General features: G+C 64.9%; 17 protein-coding genes. 1 reads left to right on the forward strand and 16 read right to left on the reverse strand.

Going from position 1 to position 19,543, the window contains the following annotated elements:
• The 9 genes from GN330_RS01945 to GN330_RS01985 all read right to left on the reverse strand — a co-directional run bounded on the left by GN330_RS01945 (position 1) and on the right by GN330_RS01985 (position 10,129).
• Positions 1 to 783, reverse strand: coding sequence for an SDR family NAD(P)-dependent oxidoreductase (locus GN330_RS01945; protein WP_156710897.1), 783 nt, complete (start codon positions 781 to 783; stop codon positions 1 to 3).
• 86 nt (positions 784 to 869) lie between these two features.
• Positions 870 to 1,931, reverse strand: coding sequence for an alpha/beta hydrolase (locus GN330_RS01950; RefSeq protein ID WP_343040165.1), 1,062 nt, complete (start codon positions 1,929 to 1,931; stop codon positions 870 to 872).
• Positions 1,852 to 3,813 (reverse strand): alpha-ketoacid dehydrogenase subunit alpha/beta, encoded by a 1,962-nt coding sequence (locus GN330_RS23920; RefSeq protein WP_343040166.1) that lies wholly within the window; start codon positions 3,811 to 3,813, stop codon positions 1,852 to 1,854. The genes GN330_RS01950 and GN330_RS23920 overlap by 80 nt, the downstream gene beginning before the upstream one ends.
• 68 nt (positions 3,814 to 3,881) lie before the next feature.
• Positions 3,882 to 4,655 carry an SDR family NAD(P)-dependent oxidoreductase gene (locus GN330_RS01960; protein WP_156710901.1) on the reverse strand — a complete coding sequence of 258 codons (774 nt, stop codon included), beginning with the start codon at positions 4,653 to 4,655 and terminating at the stop codon, positions 3,882 to 3,884.
• A complete protein-coding gene (locus GN330_RS01965; protein WP_156710903.1) occupies positions 4,652 to 5,437 on the reverse strand; it encodes an SDR family NAD(P)-dependent oxidoreductase in 786 nt (261 codons plus the stop codon). Before GN330_RS01965 ends, GN330_RS01960 begins: the two co-directional genes overlap by 4 nt.
• Before the next feature lie 5 nt (positions 5,438 to 5,442).
• Positions 5,443 to 6,447 (reverse strand): ABC transporter permease, encoded by a 1,005-nt coding sequence (locus GN330_RS01970; RefSeq protein ID WP_197434992.1) that lies wholly within the window; start codon positions 6,445 to 6,447, stop codon positions 5,443 to 5,445.
• A complete protein-coding gene (locus GN330_RS01975) occupies positions 6,444 to 7,424 on the reverse strand; it encodes an ABC transporter permease (RefSeq protein WP_197434993.1) in 981 nt (326 codons plus the stop codon). Before GN330_RS01975 ends, GN330_RS01970 begins: the two co-directional genes overlap by 4 nt.
• Entirely contained in the window at positions 7,417 to 8,895 is a 1,479-nt protein-coding gene (locus tag GN330_RS01980; RefSeq protein WP_197434994.1) for a sugar ABC transporter ATP-binding protein, read from the reverse strand. The genes GN330_RS01975 and GN330_RS01980 overlap by 8 nt, the downstream gene beginning before the upstream one ends.
• 115 nt (positions 8,896 to 9,010) lie before the next feature.
• A complete protein-coding gene (locus GN330_RS01985; protein WP_197434995.1) occupies positions 9,011 to 10,129 on the reverse strand; it encodes a sugar ABC transporter substrate-binding protein in 1,119 nt (372 codons plus the stop codon).
• 292 nt (positions 10,130 to 10,421) lie between these two features.
• Here GN330_RS01985 and GN330_RS01990 point away from each other — a divergent pair, with 292 nt between their 5' ends.
• A complete protein-coding gene (locus GN330_RS01990) occupies positions 10,422 to 11,429 on the forward strand; it encodes a LacI family DNA-binding transcriptional regulator (RefSeq protein WP_156710914.1) in 1,008 nt (335 codons plus the stop codon).
• 319 nt (positions 11,430 to 11,748) lie between these two features.
• Here GN330_RS01990 and GN330_RS01995 read toward each other — a convergent pair whose 3' ends face one another.
• The 7 genes from GN330_RS01995 to GN330_RS02025 form a co-directional block, all read right to left on the reverse strand.
• Positions 11,749 to 12,864 (reverse strand): nucleoside hydrolase, encoded by a 1,116-nt coding sequence (locus GN330_RS01995; protein ID WP_156710916.1) that lies wholly within the window; start codon positions 12,862 to 12,864, stop codon positions 11,749 to 11,751.
• Positions 12,865 to 12,877: 13 nt separating this feature from the next.
• On the reverse strand, positions 12,878 to 13,738 hold the full coding sequence (locus tag GN330_RS02000; RefSeq protein ID WP_197434996.1) for an ABC transporter permease: 861 nt from the start codon (positions 13,736 to 13,738) through the stop codon (positions 12,878 to 12,880).
• Between the two features lies 1 nt (position 13,739).
• A complete protein-coding gene (locus GN330_RS02005; RefSeq protein ID WP_197434997.1) occupies positions 13,740 to 14,642 on the reverse strand; it encodes an ABC transporter permease subunit in 903 nt (300 codons plus the stop codon).
• 55 nt (positions 14,643 to 14,697) lie between these two features.
• Positions 14,698 to 16,044, reverse strand: coding sequence for an ABC transporter substrate-binding protein (locus GN330_RS02010; protein ID WP_156710918.1), 1,347 nt, complete (start codon positions 16,042 to 16,044; stop codon positions 14,698 to 14,700).
• 42 nt (positions 16,045 to 16,086) lie between these two features.
• Entirely contained in the window at positions 16,087 to 17,127 is a 1,041-nt protein-coding gene (locus GN330_RS02015) for an ABC transporter ATP-binding protein (RefSeq protein WP_343040348.1), read from the reverse strand.
• A gap of 128 nt (positions 17,128 to 17,255) precedes the next feature.
• Complete coding sequence (locus GN330_RS02020; protein ID WP_156710921.1) at positions 17,256 to 18,674, reverse strand: L-fucose/L-arabinose isomerase family protein; 1,419 nt, start codon at positions 18,672 to 18,674, stop codon at positions 17,256 to 17,258.
• A 116-nt stretch (positions 18,675 to 18,790) separates the two neighbouring features.
• Positions 18,791 to 19,528, reverse strand: coding sequence for a GntR family transcriptional regulator (locus tag GN330_RS02025; RefSeq protein ID WP_197434998.1), 738 nt, complete (start codon positions 19,526 to 19,528; stop codon positions 18,791 to 18,793).
• Between the last annotated feature and the right edge of the window lie 15 nt (positions 19,529 to 19,543).

Raw genomic sequence — 19,543 nt, forward strand, 5'->3', positions numbered from 1 at the left:
CTAAAGGGACGAGACGAGATGGCCGCCATCGACCACGATCTCGGTTCCCGTCATGAAGCTGCTTGCCTCGGAGGCAAGCAGCAATAATGGACCATCAAGATCCTCGAACTTGCCCAGCCTGCGCTGCGGCACCCGGCGGACCAGGGCCCGCCCGGCATCGGTGGCGAAGAAATCCCGATTGAGGTCGGTCTCGATATAACCCGGGCACAGTGCATTGACGCGAATGCCGTAGCGCGACCATTCCAGCGCCAACGATCTCGTCATGTGCATGACGCCGGCCTTGGCGGCCGAATAGGCGGCCACGTTGCCGGCCACCCGCAATCCCAGGATCGACGCGACATTGACGATGCTGCCGCCGATGCCGGCCGCGATCATCCGACCGGCCGCGGCCTGGGCGACCCTGAAGACGCCCGACAGATTCGTGTCGATGACACCTTGCCAATCGGCAGCGGAGGTTTGCAATGCCGGGGCGTTGTGAGCGATGCCCGCATTGTTGATCACGATATCGAACGGGGGGCTCTCACAGGAAAACGCGGCTGCGACCGACCCCGCATCGGTGACGTCCAGCAGCACGACATCGACGCTGCCGCCCGCGCCGGCGATCATCGAGGCCGTCTCCTCAAGTGCCGGAAGCCGCCGCGCGGCCAGCGTCACGCGCGCCCCGGCGCGCGCGAGCACGACCGCGAAATGCCGCCCCAGCCCCGACGACGCCCCGGTGACGATGGCATGCCTGCCGGACAGATCGGCGCTCAGCACGGCCCCGCTCCGCAGGAATGGTCGCATCCGGAGCCACTATGTCCACCGTTCATTGTTGGCCTCCTCGCCAATTGCCCGGCCGGCCGCGCAAGCGCGCGACCGGCCGTCGTTCATCACGGCTGCAAGGTCTCGACGAACCATTCGGTCGCCATCTCGGCGGCCTTCTCGACCTTCGATTTGTCGGAGTAGAGCGTCATATGCGACGTGTGGGGAAGCACTTCGAGCTTCTTCCTGTTTGTTGGAATCCGATTGAAGGCATCGATCTCCAGGTCCCACAGCGTCAGGTCGTCGCCTTCCGCCACGATCATCAGCGTCGGCGTATTGTAGATGCGTTTCACAAACGGTCCGACATCATAGTTCAACAGCAGGTCGACCGATTCAACCGTGCTGCTGTTCTGGTAGAGCGGCGCCTCGTTTTCCTTGATCGCCATGAAGGTCCGCACGGTCTCCGGGAAAGGCCATGACGAAATCTCCTCGGCGGAGTTTTCGGTGGCGTGTGGGAGATAGAGCCGCTCGCCGGGCTTTTCATAGCGCAGCGTGCGGTCCTTCAAGATCAGATCCCACAACGCCCGATACTCCATCGTTCCGTGAACACGCCGCATGTTCTCGTAACCGTCGACGACGGGGATCTGGCTGACGATGGCGCGCACCCGCGGATCGGTCGCCGCGAGAATGAGCGCATGCCCGCCCGAATAGGAAATACCCCATACGCCGAGCCGGTCCGGGTCGACGAGTTCGTGGCGCTCGAGGAAGCTCAGCGCGTTCTGGTAGTCGCGAATCTGCGCCCACGGATCCAGATGCTGGCGGTCGTCGCCGTCGCTGACACCGAGATTGCGGTAGTCGAACACCAGCGCGTTGATGCCCGCACTGGCGAAAGCCTGCGCGTAGACCGGCATCACGATCTCGCGCACGTAGCACCAGCCCCCGGCCAGCACGACGGCGGGCGAGCGCCGGTTTTCATCGCCGACATACAACCAGCCGCGGACGGTTTCGCCCTCGGACTGAAACTCGACATCGAGCCGCTTGACCATTCTTCCTCTCCTACGTTGATTTTCACTCGATTGCGGATGATCGCCCACCGCAGCGACGGACGCGTTATGTTCGGTAACAGACCGCGCGGGCGGCTTCGGCGATCCGCGCGGCATTGGGAATGAGTTCGCGCTCCAGTGCCGCATTGTACGGCATCGGCACCTCGTCCATGCCGATCCGGGCCACCGGCGCATCCAGATAGTCGAACGCCTGTTCCATGATCTGGGCCGAGATTTCCGCGCCGCTGCCATATGATTTCCATCCCTCGTGCACGACGACGCATCGGTTGGTCTTGCGCACCGAGGCGATGATCGTGTCCATGTCGAGCGGGCGCAGCGTGCGCGGATCGATCACTTCGGCCCCGATGCCTTCCCGTTCCAGCGTACGCGCCGCCGACAGGGCGGCGGAGACCATCGCCATTGTCGCCACCACGGTTACGTCGGCGCCGACGCGCTTGATATCGGCCTTGCCGATCGGCAGCGTGTAATAGGCTTCCGGCACCTCGCCATTGCTGCGCTGGTAAAGCAGCTTGTGTTCGATGAAGACGACCGGATTGTTGTCGCGGATCGCGGCCGCGAGCAGGCCCTTGGCATCGTATGGATCCGATGGCGCGATCACCGTCAGTCCGGGAATATGGGCGAACCAGCTTTCCAACGATTGCGAGTGCTGCGCCGCCAGCCGGATGCCGCCACCCTGGGGACCACGCACCACCAGCGGGACGCCGATCTCGCCGCCGAGCATGAAGCGCAGTTTCGCCGCCTGATTGACGATCGCATCCATCATATGGGTGATGAAATCGAAGAACTGGACCTCGACCACCGGGCGCAAGCCGGTGAGCGCGGCGCCGACGGCGGCATTGATGATCGCGTTCTCCGAAATCGGCGTGTCGCGTACCCGTTTCGGGCCGAACGTTTCGAGCAGCCCCGCCGAGCACTGGAACAGGCCGCCGATCCGGCCGACATCCTCGCCGAGCAGGATGACGCGATCGTCCAGCTCCATCGATTGATGCATCGCTTCGCGGATCGCCTCGACATAGCTGAGCGGCCGGGCAGCCGGGTCCGCCGGTTCGACGACCGCCAAGGCGGGCATCTGCACTGCTGGCCACAGGATCTCCCGGGTGGGTTCTGGCGCACCAAGTGCCTTCGACACCGCCTGGTCGAGTTCTTCGTCGGCCGCGGCGCGAATCCGGGCGAGCGCTGCCTCGCCCACCTGCCTCTGCGCGAGGAGCCCGGCGGCGTGGACAACCGGATCGCGGTCGCGCCGCCAGGCCTCTTCCTCCGCGCCGGAGCGATATGAGGGAAGGTTGGAGCGCATGGAATGATCGCCCCAGCGATAGGTCATGCCCTCGATCAGGCTCGGGCCCTGACCATCGCGCGCGCGCAAGACGGCGGCCCCCACTGAATCCATGACAGCTGTCACGTCGTTGCCGTCGATCGTCTCGCCGGGCATGCCGTAGGCGGCCGCGCGCGCCGATATCTGCGCAACCGACGACGCGTCGCCGACACCCAGCGACAGCCCATACTGATTGTTCTCGCACAAAAAGATCACCGGCAGCTTCCACAAAGCGGCCAGATTGAGCGCTTCGTGGAAAATACCCTCATTGGCCGCGCCGTCGCCGAAAAAGGCGACGCAGACCTGCCTGGTTCCGCGTATCCGCGCCGACAGACCGGCCCCGGTGCCGATGCCGATCCCCGCCCCGACGATGCCGTTGGCGCCAAGGATGCCCCGGTCGATGGCGGCGATATGCATCGACCCGCCGAGCCCGTGACCGTACCCGGTCGCACGCCCCAAAAGTTCGGCCATCATCCGTTCGGTGTCCGCCCCCTTGGCGATGCAGTGTCCATGGCCCCGATGATGCGACACGACGTAATCATCGGGCTCAAGCACCGCGCAGGCGCCGACGGCGATGGCCTCCTGCCCCACGCAGGAATGCGCCGTACCCTTGATGTCGCCGGATTCGAAAAGCGCCTCGGCGCGCTCCTCGAATCCGCGTATGCGCACCATGTCGGCGTAGCAGCGCCGCAGCACCGCCGTATCCGGGGCCGGAAGCGGCGGAAGCTGCGACGCGCCATCGCCATGTCGACGCGTGTCCAGGGTCATGAGAACAGGCAGCCGCCATTCACGTCGATCGTCGCTCCGGTGATGTATTTGCTGTCCGGGCCGGCCAGGAAATTGATCGCATCGGCGATTTCGGACGGATCGGCGGCGCGACCCAGCGGGATCTTGTCCCACTCGATCTTTTTCATCGCCTCGAAGCTGATGTCGCGCTTTTGCGCCTCCTCGGTCAGCGCATCGAGGTGCATGCTGGTGGCGACGTTGCCCGGCGCGACGGTGTTGACGCGGATCTTGTCCTTGGCCAGTTCGTCGGCCGCCGTATGGGTCAGCGAGATCAGGCCCGCCTTGGACGCGCAATAGGCGCCGAAGAACCCATGCCCGCTCTTGCCGTACCAGCTCGACACGGTGACGATCGCCGCGCCGTCGGCGGCTTTGAGCGCCGGTATGAAATTTTTCATCAAAAGCATGTTGGCGCGCAGATTGACGTTGAAGACGCGGTCCCATTCGGCGATCGCGAGCGTCTCGATCGCCCCGACCTCCTGCAGGACGCCGGCAACCAGGGCGAGCAGCTTGAGCGGCGCGCCGATTTCGGCCACCGCGGCATCGATCCCGCCATAGGTGGCCGGATCGGTGATGTCGGCGGCAACGCCGAGGACGCGCTGTCCGGAACCGACCTCCATCGAGGCGGCCAGGTTGCGGATCGACGGCTCGCGATCCACCAGCACCAGCGACCAGCCCTCCTTCACCAGGCGCTCGGCGGTGGCGCGACCAATGCCTCCGGCCGCGCCGGTCAGAACACCCGTGCGCGCGCTCATTGCAGCACCATCCCGCCATCGATCAGCACCACCTGTCCGGTCATGTAGTCCGATTGCGCAGACCACAGGAAGCGCACGGTGCCGACCACGTCGGACGGCTTGGCCACGCGACCCAGCAGGATCTGGTCGGCAAGCGCGCCCATGGCCTCGCCCGGCGCGGAGCTCGCGCCCATCGCGAGAAGGTCCGCGTCGAGCTTTTCCCATAGCGGCGTGTCGACCACGCCCGGACCGAACGCGTTGACGGTAATGCCCTTGCCGGCGAGCGCGCGCGCTCCCGCCTGCGTCAGGCTGATCACCGCGGCCTTGCTGGCCGAATAGGGCGCGAAATCGGGAAAACCGGTCCGGCCGGCGATCGAGGCGGTGTTGATGATCTTGCCTTTGACGCCGTCCTCGATCATCGCCTTGGCCGCCTCCTGCGTGCCGATCAGCACGCCGAGCGAATTGACGTTGAGGATGGCGTTCCAGGTTTCCTCGCTGGCCTCCAGGAAAGGCTCGGGCTTGTTGAAACCGGCATTGTTGATCATCACGTTGATCGATCCGAAATGCTTGCGGCAGGTGGCGACCGCGGCGGCCACGTCGGCGCGCTTGGTGACATCGGTCCTGGCGAACGCCACGCGATCGCCGTGTTCCTTGGCCAGTTCTTCGACGGTGCGGGCGCCCACCTCGGGGTCGACATCCGCGATGACCACGCCGAAACCGTCCTCCAGCAGGCCTTTCGCGAGTTCGCGTCCGATGCCTCGCGCCGCGCCGGTCACGACGGCGCCTCCTTTGCTGTCGCTCATGGGTATCAACCTCCGTTGGTATGGGTGGATGGGTTTTGAAGGGCGGCGGCGCGCGACCTGGCCGCCCCCGACTGCCGCCGCCGCCCGAGACCGTAGTCGAGCAGCAGCATGGCGAGCAGGATGCCCCCGACCGCGATGCTCTCGAACGATCCTGGAATGCCGCCGAGCGCGACCGCTGAAGAAATAAGCCGGATGATCAGCGCCCCGAGAAGAACGTTGACGACCGTTCCCCGCCCGCCCTCGAGCGGAATACCGCCAACCACCGCCACGGTGATGCCGGCAAGCAGGAAGCTTTCGAAACCGAGGCCGGAGGCCGAACCGGACCGCAGCGCGGCCAGAATGCCGGCCGCCGCGCCCAGCATCGCCGAGCCGGCGAAGGCGGCCATATAGACCCGCGCGGTGGAAACGCCCGATCCCCGCGCGCGTTCGGGATTGCCGCCGACGGCGTACATCGACAGGCCCAGCTTGGTATGGCGCAAGGCCAGACCGACACAGCCGATCGCCACCAGGCAGATGATGCCCATCAGGGTAAGAGGGCCCCATTGCGCCACCAGGCCGTCGGATACCCAGAACATCTCGAACGGCAGGATGGCGGGACGATCCGGGGTCATCACCAGCGCGAGCCCGCGCAGCGCGATCAGCATGCAGACCGTCAGCACGAGCGAATTCACCCCGGTCCGGTCGATCACATAGCCGATCACCGCGCCGTAGAGACCGGCCATCACCAACGCGACCACGATGCCGAGGGGCAGCGAGTCGCCGGCCAACGACAGCGCCATGATGGCGGCGACGGCGGCGACCGAGGCCACCGCGAGATCGAGCTGGCCGACGATCATCGTCAGCATGATCCCGGTTCCCACCAGGCCGATCAGGCCGACATTCTCGATCACCGACGAGGCGTTGGCGAGCGACAGGAAGCCCGGGATCGACGAGGACAGTCCGATGAGCAGCGTTACCAAAATGGCGATACGCACCTGGAAGCCGGTGTTCATCCGCAAGAAGCCCTTCATCGGTTGCGCGCTTTCAGGACCGTCATGGAAATCAGCACCGCGCCGGCCAAAAGACCCTTCAGCAATTCGCGGGTGCCGGCATCTATGCCCACAAGCAGCATGATGTTGCCGAGCATGGTCAGCACGATCGCCCCGTAGCCGGCGCGCCATAGCTGCCCCTCGCCGCCCTGAATGGCGATGCCGCCGACCAGCACGGCCGCGACCACGTCGATGGTCAGGCCGCGAAACATGTCGCTCTTTGCCTGCGAAACCTGACCGACAACCAAGATGCCGACGACGGCCGCGGCCAGCGCCGCCACGACGAAGGCGATCATGATGATCCGCCGCGTCGGTATGCCGATGATCTTGGCCGCCTCGGGATTGGCGCCGGTGAGCACCAACTGACGCCCGAATTTGGTGCGTGCGAGCAGGAACGACCCGGCCGCCAGCAGGATGACGAAGATGATCGCCTGGTTCGGCACGCCGAAAGTCGTGCCGCCGCCGAGTTCGGCGATCGGATTGGGGCTCAGCGTGATCGTGCGATTATCGGCCAGAAGCACGACCGTGCCGAACAGGACCGAGCCGAAGGCCAGCGTGGTGACGATCGGGTTCAGCCCGCGCGACACCAGATAGCCCTGGACAAGGCCGAGCAGGGCGGCGACCAGGAACGCGGCGAGCACGGCCACCAGAACCGGCGCCCCGGCGGTGTAGAGGGCGGCGAACACATAGGCCGAGGTCACGGCCTGCTGCTCGATGGAAAGGCTGACGAACTTGCCGGATATCGTGATCGCGGCCGTTCCGATCGCCGCGATGCCGGTGATCGCCGAGGCCTGGATGATCGCGATCAGGTTCGGCGTGGTGCCGAAGCCGTCGACCGTCAGGGCGGCGATGCCGCCGAGCGCGACGATCGGAACGAACGGTCCCAGATCCTTCAGCCATTTGCGTTCCCGCGTCACGGCATTGGCCGGCGCGGGCTCGTATGCGGCGGGATCAGTCAATCTCCAGTCCCCCATGCGTAATCCACGTCGCGAGCGCGTCGCGGGAGAGGCCGTCCGTCGGCGCCTGGTGCACCATCCGGTTTGCGTGAAAGATCGCGACCCGCTCGCCGAAGCCGAGCACCTCATCGAGATCCGAACTGGCGAACAGCACCGCCATGCCCTCGTCGGCGAGTTTGCGCAAAAAAGCGTAGATTTCGGCGCGCGCACCGACGTCGACGCCGCGCGTTGGCTCCTCCAGCAGCAGGATCCGCGGGTTGTTCGACAGCCATTTGCCGATCGATACCTTTTGCGCGTTGCCTCCCGACAGCGCGCTGACCTGTCGCTCGCGATAGGCCGGCAGGATCGTCATGCGCTCGGCGATACGGTCGACCGATCGGCGCAGACGCATCGGGCTCGCAAAACCCCACAGGCCCGATGCGGCGAGCGCCGGCGCGCTCAGGCTTTCCCACACCGCCCGATTGTTGAAGAACCCGTCATGCTGGCGATCTTCCGAGCAATAGGCGATGCGCGCGCCCTCCGATGCCGTTCCGCTCCCGGCCGCGCCGAAGCGGATCGTGCCCTGCCGGGCCGCGACGATCCCGGATATGGCGCGCAGCGGCTCGACGAGGCCGCTTCCCAACTGCCCGCAGGTCGCCACGATCTCGCCGGGCCGCAAGGCCATGCTGAACGGTTCGGCGAGGTCGTCGGTGGTCACCTTGTCCAGTTCCACGACAGATGCCGCGGCCATCCCGCCGGCTTCCGGGCGCGGCGGGTAGAGCTCTTCCAGTTCGCGGCCGATCATTGCCTGAACGACCCGGTTGATGCTTGCGTGGCGGGTTTCGAACCGGTCGGCCAGTCGGCCGTTCCGCAGCACCACGACATCGTCGCAGATCTCGTTCAGCTCGTTCAGGCGATGGGTGATGTAGAGAATGACCTTGTTCTCCGACGCCAGCCGGCGCACTGCCTCGTGCACGAGGTCGATATCGTGATCGGCCAGCGCCGCCGTCGGCTCGTCCAGCACCAGCACGTTGGCGTCCTGGGCGAGCATCCGGGCGATTTCCACGAGTTGGCGCTCGCCGATTGTCAGTTCGGCGACCGGAGCGTCGGCCGGGACATGACCGAGCCCCAGCCTGTCCAGATACGGCCTGCACCGCGCCCCGGCCTGGCGCCGGCGCAACACGCCGGACGGGCTGGCGAGCATGAAGTTCTCGGCGACGGTAAGATTGGAAAGAACGCTGATTTCCTGCTGGACGACGGCCAGGCCCGATCGCGCCGCCTTTTCCGGGCTCGACAGATCGACCGGCCGGCCATCCAGAAGAACCGCGCCGGACGAGGGCGCGATCAGACCGGAAAGCGCCTTGACCAGCGTCGACTTGCCGGCCCCGTTTTCGCCGAGCAGCGCCGTGACCTTGCCGCGCCGCGCCGTAAAGCTCACATCGCTTAGCGCGTTCACCGGACCGTAGGATTTCGATAGGTTGTTGATTTCCAGCATTGTCGCTTTGCCAGCCACGAGATGGGATGGGCCGCGCACGGCCCGATAAGCCGCCGCCGGCCGGACCCGGCCGAGACGGGCGGAGCGTCGCCGCCCGCCCTGCCCCGTTACCGCATCAATAGACGCAATGGTCGGCGAAGGTTTCACCCCACAATTTGAACGTGCCGAGCGCCTCCTTGGCACCGGTCGGATCGGTACCGACGACCACCTGCGGATTGGGGATGACGTTGTATTTGCTCGGCGCGAAATTGAAGTCCGGCCGCGCCTCGGCATCGTCGGGCGCGATGTAAGTGCCGTCCGTTACGGTCTCGCCATATTCGAAATAGCGGGCGACGACATTGATGGAAAACCAGCCCTCGAGCCCGGCCGACTGGACACCGGTGGCGAATTCCTTGGCCGTCTCGGCCGCTGAAATATCGGCGATGCAGGTCGCGCTGACCAAAAATACGTCCTTGCCCGGCTTCAGGCCGACTTCCTCCAGCGCCTGGATCGCGCCGGTCACCGGCCCGTCCGAACCACCATAGACGAAATCGATGCCCTTGCCGCGGATGCTCGGAATGAGCTGGCTCATCGCCTTGTAGCCGCTGGCATTGTCGAAGCCGGCATATTCCGACGCGATCACGTTGAACGGAGCGTCCTTGGTTGCGTCCAGAAAACCCCTTTCGCGATCGTCGCCGGCCGAATAGCCGGGAATGAACTTCAGGATGACGAGATTGCCGCCTTCGCTCGACAGCGTGTTGCCCGCCGCGACGAACGCCTCGCGCGCGGCCAGCGCGTTCTTGCCGCCGACCTGGCCATTGAAGAAATCATCCACGCCCGCATAGGCCACGACCATATCCTTGGCCTCGGGGCGCAGGGCCTGGTTGACCTGGAAAACCGGCACGCCGGTGCGGCTCAGCCTGCGCAGCGTGGCCAGGCCGGCCTGGTTGTCGGCCGGCCACCACACATAGGCCGCCGGCTGGTTCGCCGCGCTGATGCGCTGCTGGGTCTGCGCGTCCTGCTCGGTCTGATCGAAATTGTTTTCGATGACGGTCAGCTTGTAGTTGGCTTCGGTGGCGCTCTTTTCAGCCCCGCGTATCCATTGCGCCAGATAGGCATTGCTGCGGCTGGGCATCAAAACGACGATTTCCTTGCCCCCGCCATCGAGCTTGCCATCGGGCTCCTGCGCGACGGCGGCAACCGGCAGCACCGCCGCCAGCGACATCGCCAACGCTAAAAAACGTCTCTTGTTCATGATTTCCTCCCTGTTTCTGATCGAGCCATAATCTCTTGAAATTTTCATGTCAATCGATTGCAATCACAAAAACAATCGATTGCAATCACGTTTTAGCTGTTTCTATGATGATATTGGCCTGTTTGGCGTCCAGCAGCACGCTCTAACGGGCAAGGTCGGCACCGGGAGCAGAACCGTCATTAACTTTCCCGGCAAAGAGAACTAAAAACACACCAATGCGAGCAAACGAACACCGGACGGGACCGATCGAAAACCCGCAACGGCGCGTGAAAAGAGGAAGGACGACGCACCGATGAGACGGCCCAGCATGAAGGAACTCGCGCTTCGGCTCGGAGTGGACCGGTCCACGATCTCGCGCGCGCTGAGCGAGGACAAGGGCCATCTCGTCGCGCCCGAAACACGCGACCGCATCCGCGAGATCGCGATGAGCGAAGGGTATCGTCCCGACCTCACGGCCGCTGCGTTGCGGCGCGGCCGCTCGCAGACCGTCGGCGTGCTTGTGCCCGATCTTGAAAACGAGACCTTCATCAATGTGATCCGGGCCTTCATGGCTTCGCTCAACGCGGGCCAGAGCAAGCCAGCGACACCGCTGATTGCCGAAACGCTGGACCAGCCGGGTGCCGCCGGCCAGTTGATCGAGACGTTTCTTTCGCACCGGGTCGACGCAATCATCTCGCTCGCCTCCACCGAGGCGGATAAGTCCATCCTGGAAGACGCAGCCCGCGACGTTCCCGTCGTTTTGGCCATCAGAAGCCTCGCCGCCCTGTCGCTGCCGTCCGCGCTTTGCGACGATCATATCGGCGGGGCGATCGTCGCCGGTCATTTCGCCGAACGAGGCCACAAGGTGGTCTGCCAGGTTCAGGGCCCGGCCCTGGCGACGACGTTCAACAATCGCGCAACCGGGTTCACGCGCGTCTGCGCCGAAAAGGGCATGCACGAGATTTCGCAGGCCATCTATACCGGGCAGGCGACGTCTTCGGCCGGCAGAAAGGCGTTCGACGCCGTGCTTGCCGCGTCGCCGCGCCCGACCGCCATTTTCGCGCATAACGACGCCATCGCTCTCGGCCTGATCGAGGCGATACGGTTGCATGGCCTGCGCATCCCCGAGGACATGGCGCTGGTTGGGTTCAACGACATACGGATCGCACAGGTCCTCGCCACCCCGCTGACCACCGTCGCTTATCCTGTCGCAGCCGTAGGCGATTACGCCGGCGTACTGGTGAAAAGGCTGATCGCGGGCGATAGCCACGCCGAAAGCCGGTCCTTCGCGCCGGAACTGGTGATCCGCCGCACGACATGACCTGTCGCGCCCAAGGGCCGAACCGGCAACCGCCGGCAGGAACCGTTCTATCTCCAACGCGATCCGGCGATTTCCCGTTGCAGGCCCGTCCGGCAACCGCGTGCGCGAGGCGCGAGGCGCGAGGCGCGAGCAGGACATCGAAAGGGTCGCCGATGACTGTCAAGGACCTTCGCCTGCGAGCGAAGCAGCAGGATCGACGGCAGCGTATAGGCCCATTTGGGGCGTGTCGTGATCATGACGAAGCAACCGCTCGAAAGGAAAACGAACGGCGTCCACGCGTCAGGGACCGGCTGGAACGAAACGGCGCCGGCTTTACGCCTCAGCGCGGCGGCTGGCGTTCGAGCACGGCGTAGAAATCCTCGAAGATCGCGTCCCGGTTGATGTCGAAGGCTTCCAGCATCGCATGCCGCCCGCCGGGGTGGCGCCAGTAGAGTTCTTCGTCGAGGACGGGGGAGGTCGTCAGCGTGGTGGCGACGTAACGCGGATCGAACAGCCAGGCGATGTTGATCACGTCCCAGATCACCCAGGTCTTGGTCTGCGTGCCGGTGATCGCGAACATCTCGTGCAGCGGATTGTGCGTGTAGAGGTAAAACAGATAGTCGCCGATGGCGCCGCGGCCTTTGACGAAGCGCTCCATCTCCGGCAGCGATATCTTGAGCTGCGCGCCGACATGGTAGCCCGGCAGGTAGACATGCGGCACGCCGCAATCGAACAACAGCCGCGAAGCCAGCCGGTCCTGGACCAGATTGAGCGACGGTTTGTTGGAAAACGGCGCGTGGGAGGGAAAGCCCGAGGTCCACACCACGACGACGTTTTCGATGATGTCGGGCGCCATCAGCAGCGCCGAGGCGACATTGGTCAACGCCCCCATCGCGGCGACATAGAGCGGCCCGTCGCCCTTGGCGCGCGCGCGCTCGATGATGAACCGCGCCGCCGGCGTGTCGAGCGGTTCCTCCAGGCTGGTCAGATAGCCGGGCGAGCCGCGAAACGCCTTGCCGGCGGCCGGCAAATGGCATTTGTCGAACACGCGCAAAATTTCCTGATAGGAGAGCTCCGCGCCCTCCTCCGGCCCGACGAAGCGGATGTCCTCGGCCCGCCGCCCGGCCGCCACCACCCGTTCGGCCCAGCCGCCGAGCCCGCCCATGAAGCGTTCTTCCTCGGCGTCCTTGGGCCCGCCGGCGCGCACGATTTCGGCGCTGCGGATCAGCCCGTCGCGATGATGCGCAAAGGAAAACGGCACCGCGGTCACACCTTCCAGATCGAGCCGCTCGGGGCAAAGCAGCGCCCAGGCGAGCGCATATTGGTCGTCGATCTCGTTGGCCGCGTCGGTGTCGATGATCACCCGCGGCAGGACAGCGGGCCGTCCCAGACGTTCACTCACCAACTCGGCAGGCAGGATGGGGAAGCGCTCCAGGATCGAAGCCGGTGTCGTCATGATGGTCGTGTCCTCAATTTCCGAAACCCTTGCCGAACGCCTCTTCCTTGATGAAGCGTTCCGACAGGATGAGCAGGATGATCCCCGGCAGGGTGACGATCAGCGTGATGCCGGCGGCCGAGGCATCGAGCGTGCCGCCGGAGATCTTGGAAAACAGCAGCGTCGGCAGCGTGACGATCTGGCCCTGGCCGAGGAAGAAGGTCAGAAGGAAGATGTTGGTCGACACCAGGAAGGTGAACAACGCGCCGGCCACCACGCCCGGCAGCAGCATCGGCAGCGTCACGCGCCACAGGATCTGCCGGCGGTTGGCGCCCAGGATCATCGCCTGTTCCTCGAAATCCCGGCCCAGGCCCTGATAGACCGCCGTCAGCATGCGCACCATGTAGGGAATGGTTGGGATCAGATGGGCGATGATGATGCCGACATAGCTGCCGGCCAGGCCGAGCCGGATGAAGATCATCAACAGCGCGATGCCGATGGCGGCCTCCGGCACGATCAGCGGCAAAGACAGGAAGAACTCGAACGCGCTCTTGCCGCGAAAGCGCTCCCGCGCCAGAACCCTGGCCGCGGGCAGGCAGATCGCCAGGCAGATCACCGTGACGACGCTGCCGATGAAAACGGTATTGACCGTCGCCTCCCAGACCCGCGAATAGGGCGAGAACACATAGTCCCAGGCGAGCGGCAGCATCGACTTGTCGCGCTGCTCCAGCCACCAGGTCGACGGCAGCAGGTCCGGCCAGGCCCAGCGGAACGCGAAACTCTGGATCAGCAGCGGAATGAACGGTCCCAGAATGAAGCCGGCGATCACGATCAGATAGAATTTCTGAAACGGCGACAGGCGCTCCGACAGGCTCTGCACGTTTTTGAAGGCCATCTCAGTTCCGCCCCATATTCATCTCGTAGCGCCGATAGGCGGCCAGATAGGCGAAAAGGATGACCCCGGAGACGAGGCCGATCGACACCACCGTCGCCATGCCCTGCAGCTGCAGCGTGTAGTCGGCATCGTTGAAATAGCGCCACGCGACCACCGGCAGTGTGTCGGGAAAGCCGCCGCCGAGGATGAACGGCGCTTCGAAGGCGCCGACATTGAAGGCGAAGCAGATCAGCGTCGAGGACACGATGCCGGGCAGGATCTGCGGCAGGGTCACGCGGAAGAAGATCGTCTTGCGGTCGGCCCCCAGGATCGCGGCCGCTTCCTCCGTCTCGCGCCCGATCCCCAACAGCACCGCATAAACGGCGAGCGTGATGAAGGGCACCTGCTTCCATACGTAGACGGCGATGATACCCCAGCCATAATGGGTCTTCAGGATTTGCGGAAACTGCCCCGGATCGTCGATCAGCCCGGCAAAGGCGGCGAGCCTCGACAACATGCCGCCATTGCTGAGCATCAAAACGGCAAGCGCGATGCCGACCGTGTAGGGAATCATCAGCGGCAGCTTGTAGAGATATTTGTAAAAGGTCTTGCCGGGAAACGCCTTGATCAGCGCCAGCGCCAGAAGCACCGCCAGCACCAGCGCGATCACCGTCGACACGGTGGCGTAGTAGAGCGTCAGCCCCAGCGACCACCAGAACGAGGCCGACGACCACAGCGCGCCGAAATAGGAAAAATCGGGAAAAGTATTGACGCCGAACCATGGCGCGAAACCGAGCGACTGCAAAACCGCCAGCACCAGCGCCCCGCCGAACAGCACGAACAACACCGCCAGGATCGGCGTCAGTTGCAGGATGACGCGCAGCCGCTCCCGCCTGCGGTTCATGTCGTGGCGTGCCTGTGTCACCGTGACCTCCGGGCGCGGACAGCCGCCGCCGCGCGATGCGGCGGCGGCGACGTTGCTACTTGTTCAGGTTTTCCGCCGCGCGCGCGACGATATCGGCGATCGGCGCGTCGCTGCCGCGCTCGATATAGTCCAGCCAGGTCGCCTCGATCACATCGACCAGCGTGGCGTTGGTGTCGGGGGCGGTGTTGGCGTCGAGTTCGGCCTGGTTGACGCCGGTATGGCCGGGTGAGGCCTCGGCGAGCGCGGCGGCATCTTCATCCGACAATTTCCAGGGATCGATGCCGGCCGGCATGCCGACATTCTTCAGCTTGGACACCTGCGCGTCGACCGACGTCATATAGTCGACGAGCACGAGCGCGGCGGCCGGGTTCGGCGCGTTCGCCGGAATCGCCAGATAGTTCTTGTTCTTGATCATGTTGCCCTTGGGAAAGATGAATTCCTGGGCTTTTTCCGGATAGGTGCCGGTCGCAAGGCCGGTCGCCACGGCGTAGAGGCCGAACTTGCAGTTGAAATTCACCTCGCCGTTTAGGAACAGCCCGTCCAGCGCCGCATTGTCTTCCGGATAGCGCGGCTTGCCGCCATTGGCGTCCAGAAGCAGCGGCTCCAGCCCCTTGAGGTATTCCAGTCCCGGCGTGATCAGGCGCGCGAGTTCCGCCGCTCCGATCTCGTCGAGCGAGGACTGGAAGGCTTCCGCGCCGTTGCCGTCCGGATTATGCGCGTAGATCGCGGCCTGGACGAACGTGTTGCCGAGATAATGCGGCGGCTTGATATAGGTGAACTTGCCCGGATTCTTCTCCAGATAGGCGCGCAGTTCCTCGAAGGTCGACGGCACGTCACCGGCCTCGACCCGGGCGGCGTTGACCGCGCAGACATATTGCTCGCCCGACCAGGGCATTTCCTTGCCCTCGGTCTCGACGCCGAAATCCCGGAAATTGAGCAGGGAGCGGCTGTCGGACTGATCCCATTCGATGTTTGCTGCATTCGGCAGCAACTGCGCGAAGCTGCCGAACAGCGCGTCCTGGCGTTTCAGGGTGGCGAAATTCTCGCCGTTCAGCCAGATCGCATCGACGCTGCCGTCGCCGACGCCTTTGCCGGAGTTCTTCTCCGCCAGAACAAGGTCGATGGCGTCCTTGGTGCCGGTGATGCGCACCGGATTGAGCTTGACGCCTTCCGCCTCCATCGCCGGCGCGACCACGCGGTCCATCCACACATTGAGGACATCGTTGCCGCCCCAATAATAGAGATTGACGGTTCCTTCGTCCTTGGCCCGCGCCCGAACGTCCTCCCAGCCGGCCGATCCGTCCAGGAACGCGTCGCGGAACTGCTCGGCCTGTTCATCGGCGAAGGCCGCGGTGCCGTACATCACGAGCGCGGCGGCGAGATATTTTGAGGTCGATCGCATTGTTTCCTCCCGTTGGTGCAGTCAAATCGCGGTTTGGATCGTTCACCTGGACATCAGCCAGATTCGGTCCGGCGGAATGTCGAGCCACACGGTGCTGCCGACATCGAGAAGCCGGCGCGATTGCTCGCTGACGGATAGGCGCGCGTCGCCGCACACCACCGTGTAGTTGACGTTGGCGCCAAAAAAATCGCGCGCCACGATCTCGCCGGAAAGCGCCTGGTGGGTCGCCGCGTCGGGCCGGTCGAGCATGTCGATCGCCTCCTCGCGCAACACCACGTCGATCTCCTCGCCGGTCCGCAAATCCTCGCGCGGCGCAACCCTGAGTGTGCCGAAGGCGGTTTCGGCACGGTCGGGCGCGGCAAGCCGGGCGGCAAACAGATTGCCCGCTCCCATGAAATCGGCGACGTCGGTCGAGTGCGGCTGCCGGTAAAGCGTATCGGGCGTGTCGTACTGGGCCAGATGCCCGTCGAAGATCACCGCCACCCGGTCGGCCAGTTCCATCGCCTCGACCTGATCGTGGGTGACGAAAATCGTGGTGATGCCGAAACGCTGCTGGAGATTGCGGATGAAGCGCCGCATCTCGCCCCTGAGCTTGGTGTCGAGATTGGCCAGCGGCTCGTCCATCATCAGAACGGACGGCTTGGTGATCAGCGTGCGCGCGATCGCCACCCGCTGCATCTGGCCGCCGGAAAGCTGCGCGGGAAACCGGTGTCGAAATCCGCTGAGCTGGACGACGTCGAGGATCTCGGCGAGCCGTTCCTCGATTTCGGCCTTGGGCACCTTGCGCACGCTCAGCCCGAAGGCGACGTTCTTTTCCACCGTCATGTGCGGAAACAGCGCATAGCGCTGAAACACCATGCCGACATTGCGGTCCTGAACCGGCAGATGCGACACGTCCTTATCGTCGAACATGATCTCGCCGCTGGTCGGCGCCTCCAGCCCCGCGACCATGCGCAAAGTGGTGGTCTTGCCGCAGCCCGAGGGACCCAGCAGGGCGACCAGCTCACCGGACTCGATCGTCAGATCGATATTCTCGATGGCGGTAAACGTGCCAAAGAGCTTGCGCACACCGCTGAGCTGCACCTTCGTCAAGCGCCGGTCTCCTCCCTTGGCCTATCGTATCCAACCAATTTGTTAATACAAATTAATTCTAATCAAGCGACCGTGTCAACCGGGTCCGGGCATTTCCCGCGGCCGCTGAGCACCCGTTTTCAGTCCGGCAAACCGTCATGCGCGCGGATCGGCCCGAGCCGCTCGAGCGCGCTCCAGGCGGCGAATTCCTCAAACGCCCGCGCCCAACGTCCCGGAACGAGCACGAAATGATGTTCGAGCCCGTGTTCCATGACCGTTGTGACCACGTCGCGCGCGGTGAGCCGGTTGTCAGACGCGGGCACGGCGAAACTGCCCACCCATCCCCGGCAGCCGGTAAAGCCGCTCTCCGGCGCGCCGTGCACGGCGGCCTCGAGCGCAAACAGAGCCTGGCCGTCACGGGCGACACGCAGGATCGTCGCCGGACCCTCGGTGAACTGGTAGTCAGCGATCGCGCCGAAACACGGGCCCGCCTCGGTGCCGCGCCCGATCATCGGATGGTTGATCCAGGCCGGACGTTGTTTGGCCATGTAGAGCGGCCCGCCGCCGCCATGCCACATCAGGATGCGGTCGGCGTCGAGATCGGGCGAGGTCATGTCGAGCAGGCAGCCGACTCGCCCCGTCACGGCGGAAACCGCGAGCTGGGTCACCGCGCCGAGCACGTCGCCCTCGGACGCGACCGGCAGATTGTCGACCTCCTCCAGCCAGCTGAAGGCCGCGCCCGGATGCATGCCCGGCTCCTCCTGCAGCGCCGGCCAGTCCGACACTGCCAGCGCATCGTAGTCTCCGTCGCGGGCGATCGCCCGCAGCGCCAGCGCGGCGCGCGCGGTGAGCGCCATCTGTTTGCCCGACACGCCGCGAATGTCGGCCGCTGCCGCCATCCGCGCGACTTCCTCGGCGACGGTGTCGTCGTTGGCCGCGGCCATGCCGGCCGTCATCCGGTGGATGTCGATATGGTCGACATCCACCCCGAGCCCTGCTTTCAGAGCGTTGCTGGACACGTCCATATTGTAGAAGGTCGGCGCCAGTCCGCCGACGACGCCGATGCGCGCCGTCCGCAGCGCCGCGCGTGCCGACAGCGCCCTGATCGTCTGGCCGAGCCGGGACTGGAGGGCCGGATCGCCGGGCGCGCCGAAATACCATTGCACCGGAGCGCGGGCGAGGTCGCGCACCCCGCGCGCGATCGACATGCTCATGTTGAGCGACACGAAATTGTTGAGCTGGATGTCGCCTTCATGGCCCGGCTCCGGCGTTGCCCACACGCCCATCGGCACGCCCGCGACGGCGATCTGGCGCGCGACGTCGCCCATCGTAAAGCCGCCATGCAGCAGGAGCAGAAACTCGGCCCCTTCCGCCAGGCAGTGGTCGACCGCCTTCTGGGCGGCGCGGCCGTCCATCGGGATTTCCGGCGCGACGACCAGGCGGGCGCCAAGCGCGTCGACAAACGGCTCCAGCATGGCGACCGCATCGCTGAAGACGCCGTGCCGGTCCGGAAAATAGCTGGGCAGCGATGCCCGGATCAGACCAATGGTTATCGCCATTGCAAACGAGCTTCCCTGTGGGGCGGCCTCAAGACCGCGCGCCGATCTTTCGGGCCGGATCGCGATAAGACGAACAGAGTGTGCGGCATCGCCGAAACCATGAAATCAAAACCGCGTTAGCTGAGCTGTTCCTGGCGCCGGCTGCCGCCGAGATTGAAGGTGATCGGCGTGTTGCGAAAAACCTCTTCGAAAAACACCGTCCCTTGTTCGTCGTCGAAGGCGGTGCAGGCCTGGACCAGGAGCGGCGTCTGCACCGGCACCTGCAGGAACGCGCCGATTTCGTCGGACGCGACGCAGGAGCGGATCGTCTCGCAGGCGCGGCTCCACTCCAGGCCGAACCGGCCGGACAGGACCCGCAGGATCGACTGGTCCTGCCCGGTTTCGGGAAAGTCCTCTTTTGAAAGGCCCGTAACCCTCGCGGTAGGTAGCCAGGTATTGACCAGCATCTTCGGTTCGCCGTCGACCGTGCGCAGCCTGCGGATGCACACCACCGATTTGCCCAGCATGTCGCCGATCGCCTCGGGCGCGTCGCCGTCGAAAAAGGTGATGTCGATCAGCCGGGCGCCGGGTTCACGCCCCTCTTTCAGCACCGAATCCGTGAACGAGGTCAGGCATGTGCTCGACGGCGGCGACAAGGTGTCGACCAGATAACCGCTGCCCTGACGCGCGACCAGATAGCCTTCGCTCACCAGCATGTCGAGCGAGCGGCGCACGGTGACCCGGCTGACATCGAACGTGGTGGCGAGCGCGTCCTCGGTCGGCAGGCGCGTGCCGACGGAATAATAGCCGTCCTGCAAGCGCTTGCGCAGCGTGTCGTAGACGCGTTTGTATTTCGGACCCGGCTTGTCGTTCATGGCGTCACCACCCGC

The sequence above is a fragment of the Nitratireductor arenosus genome (assembly GCF_009742725.1).
Taxonomy (GTDB): Bacteria; Pseudomonadota; Alphaproteobacteria; order Rhizobiales; family Rhizobiaceae; genus Mangrovimarina; species Mangrovimarina arenosa.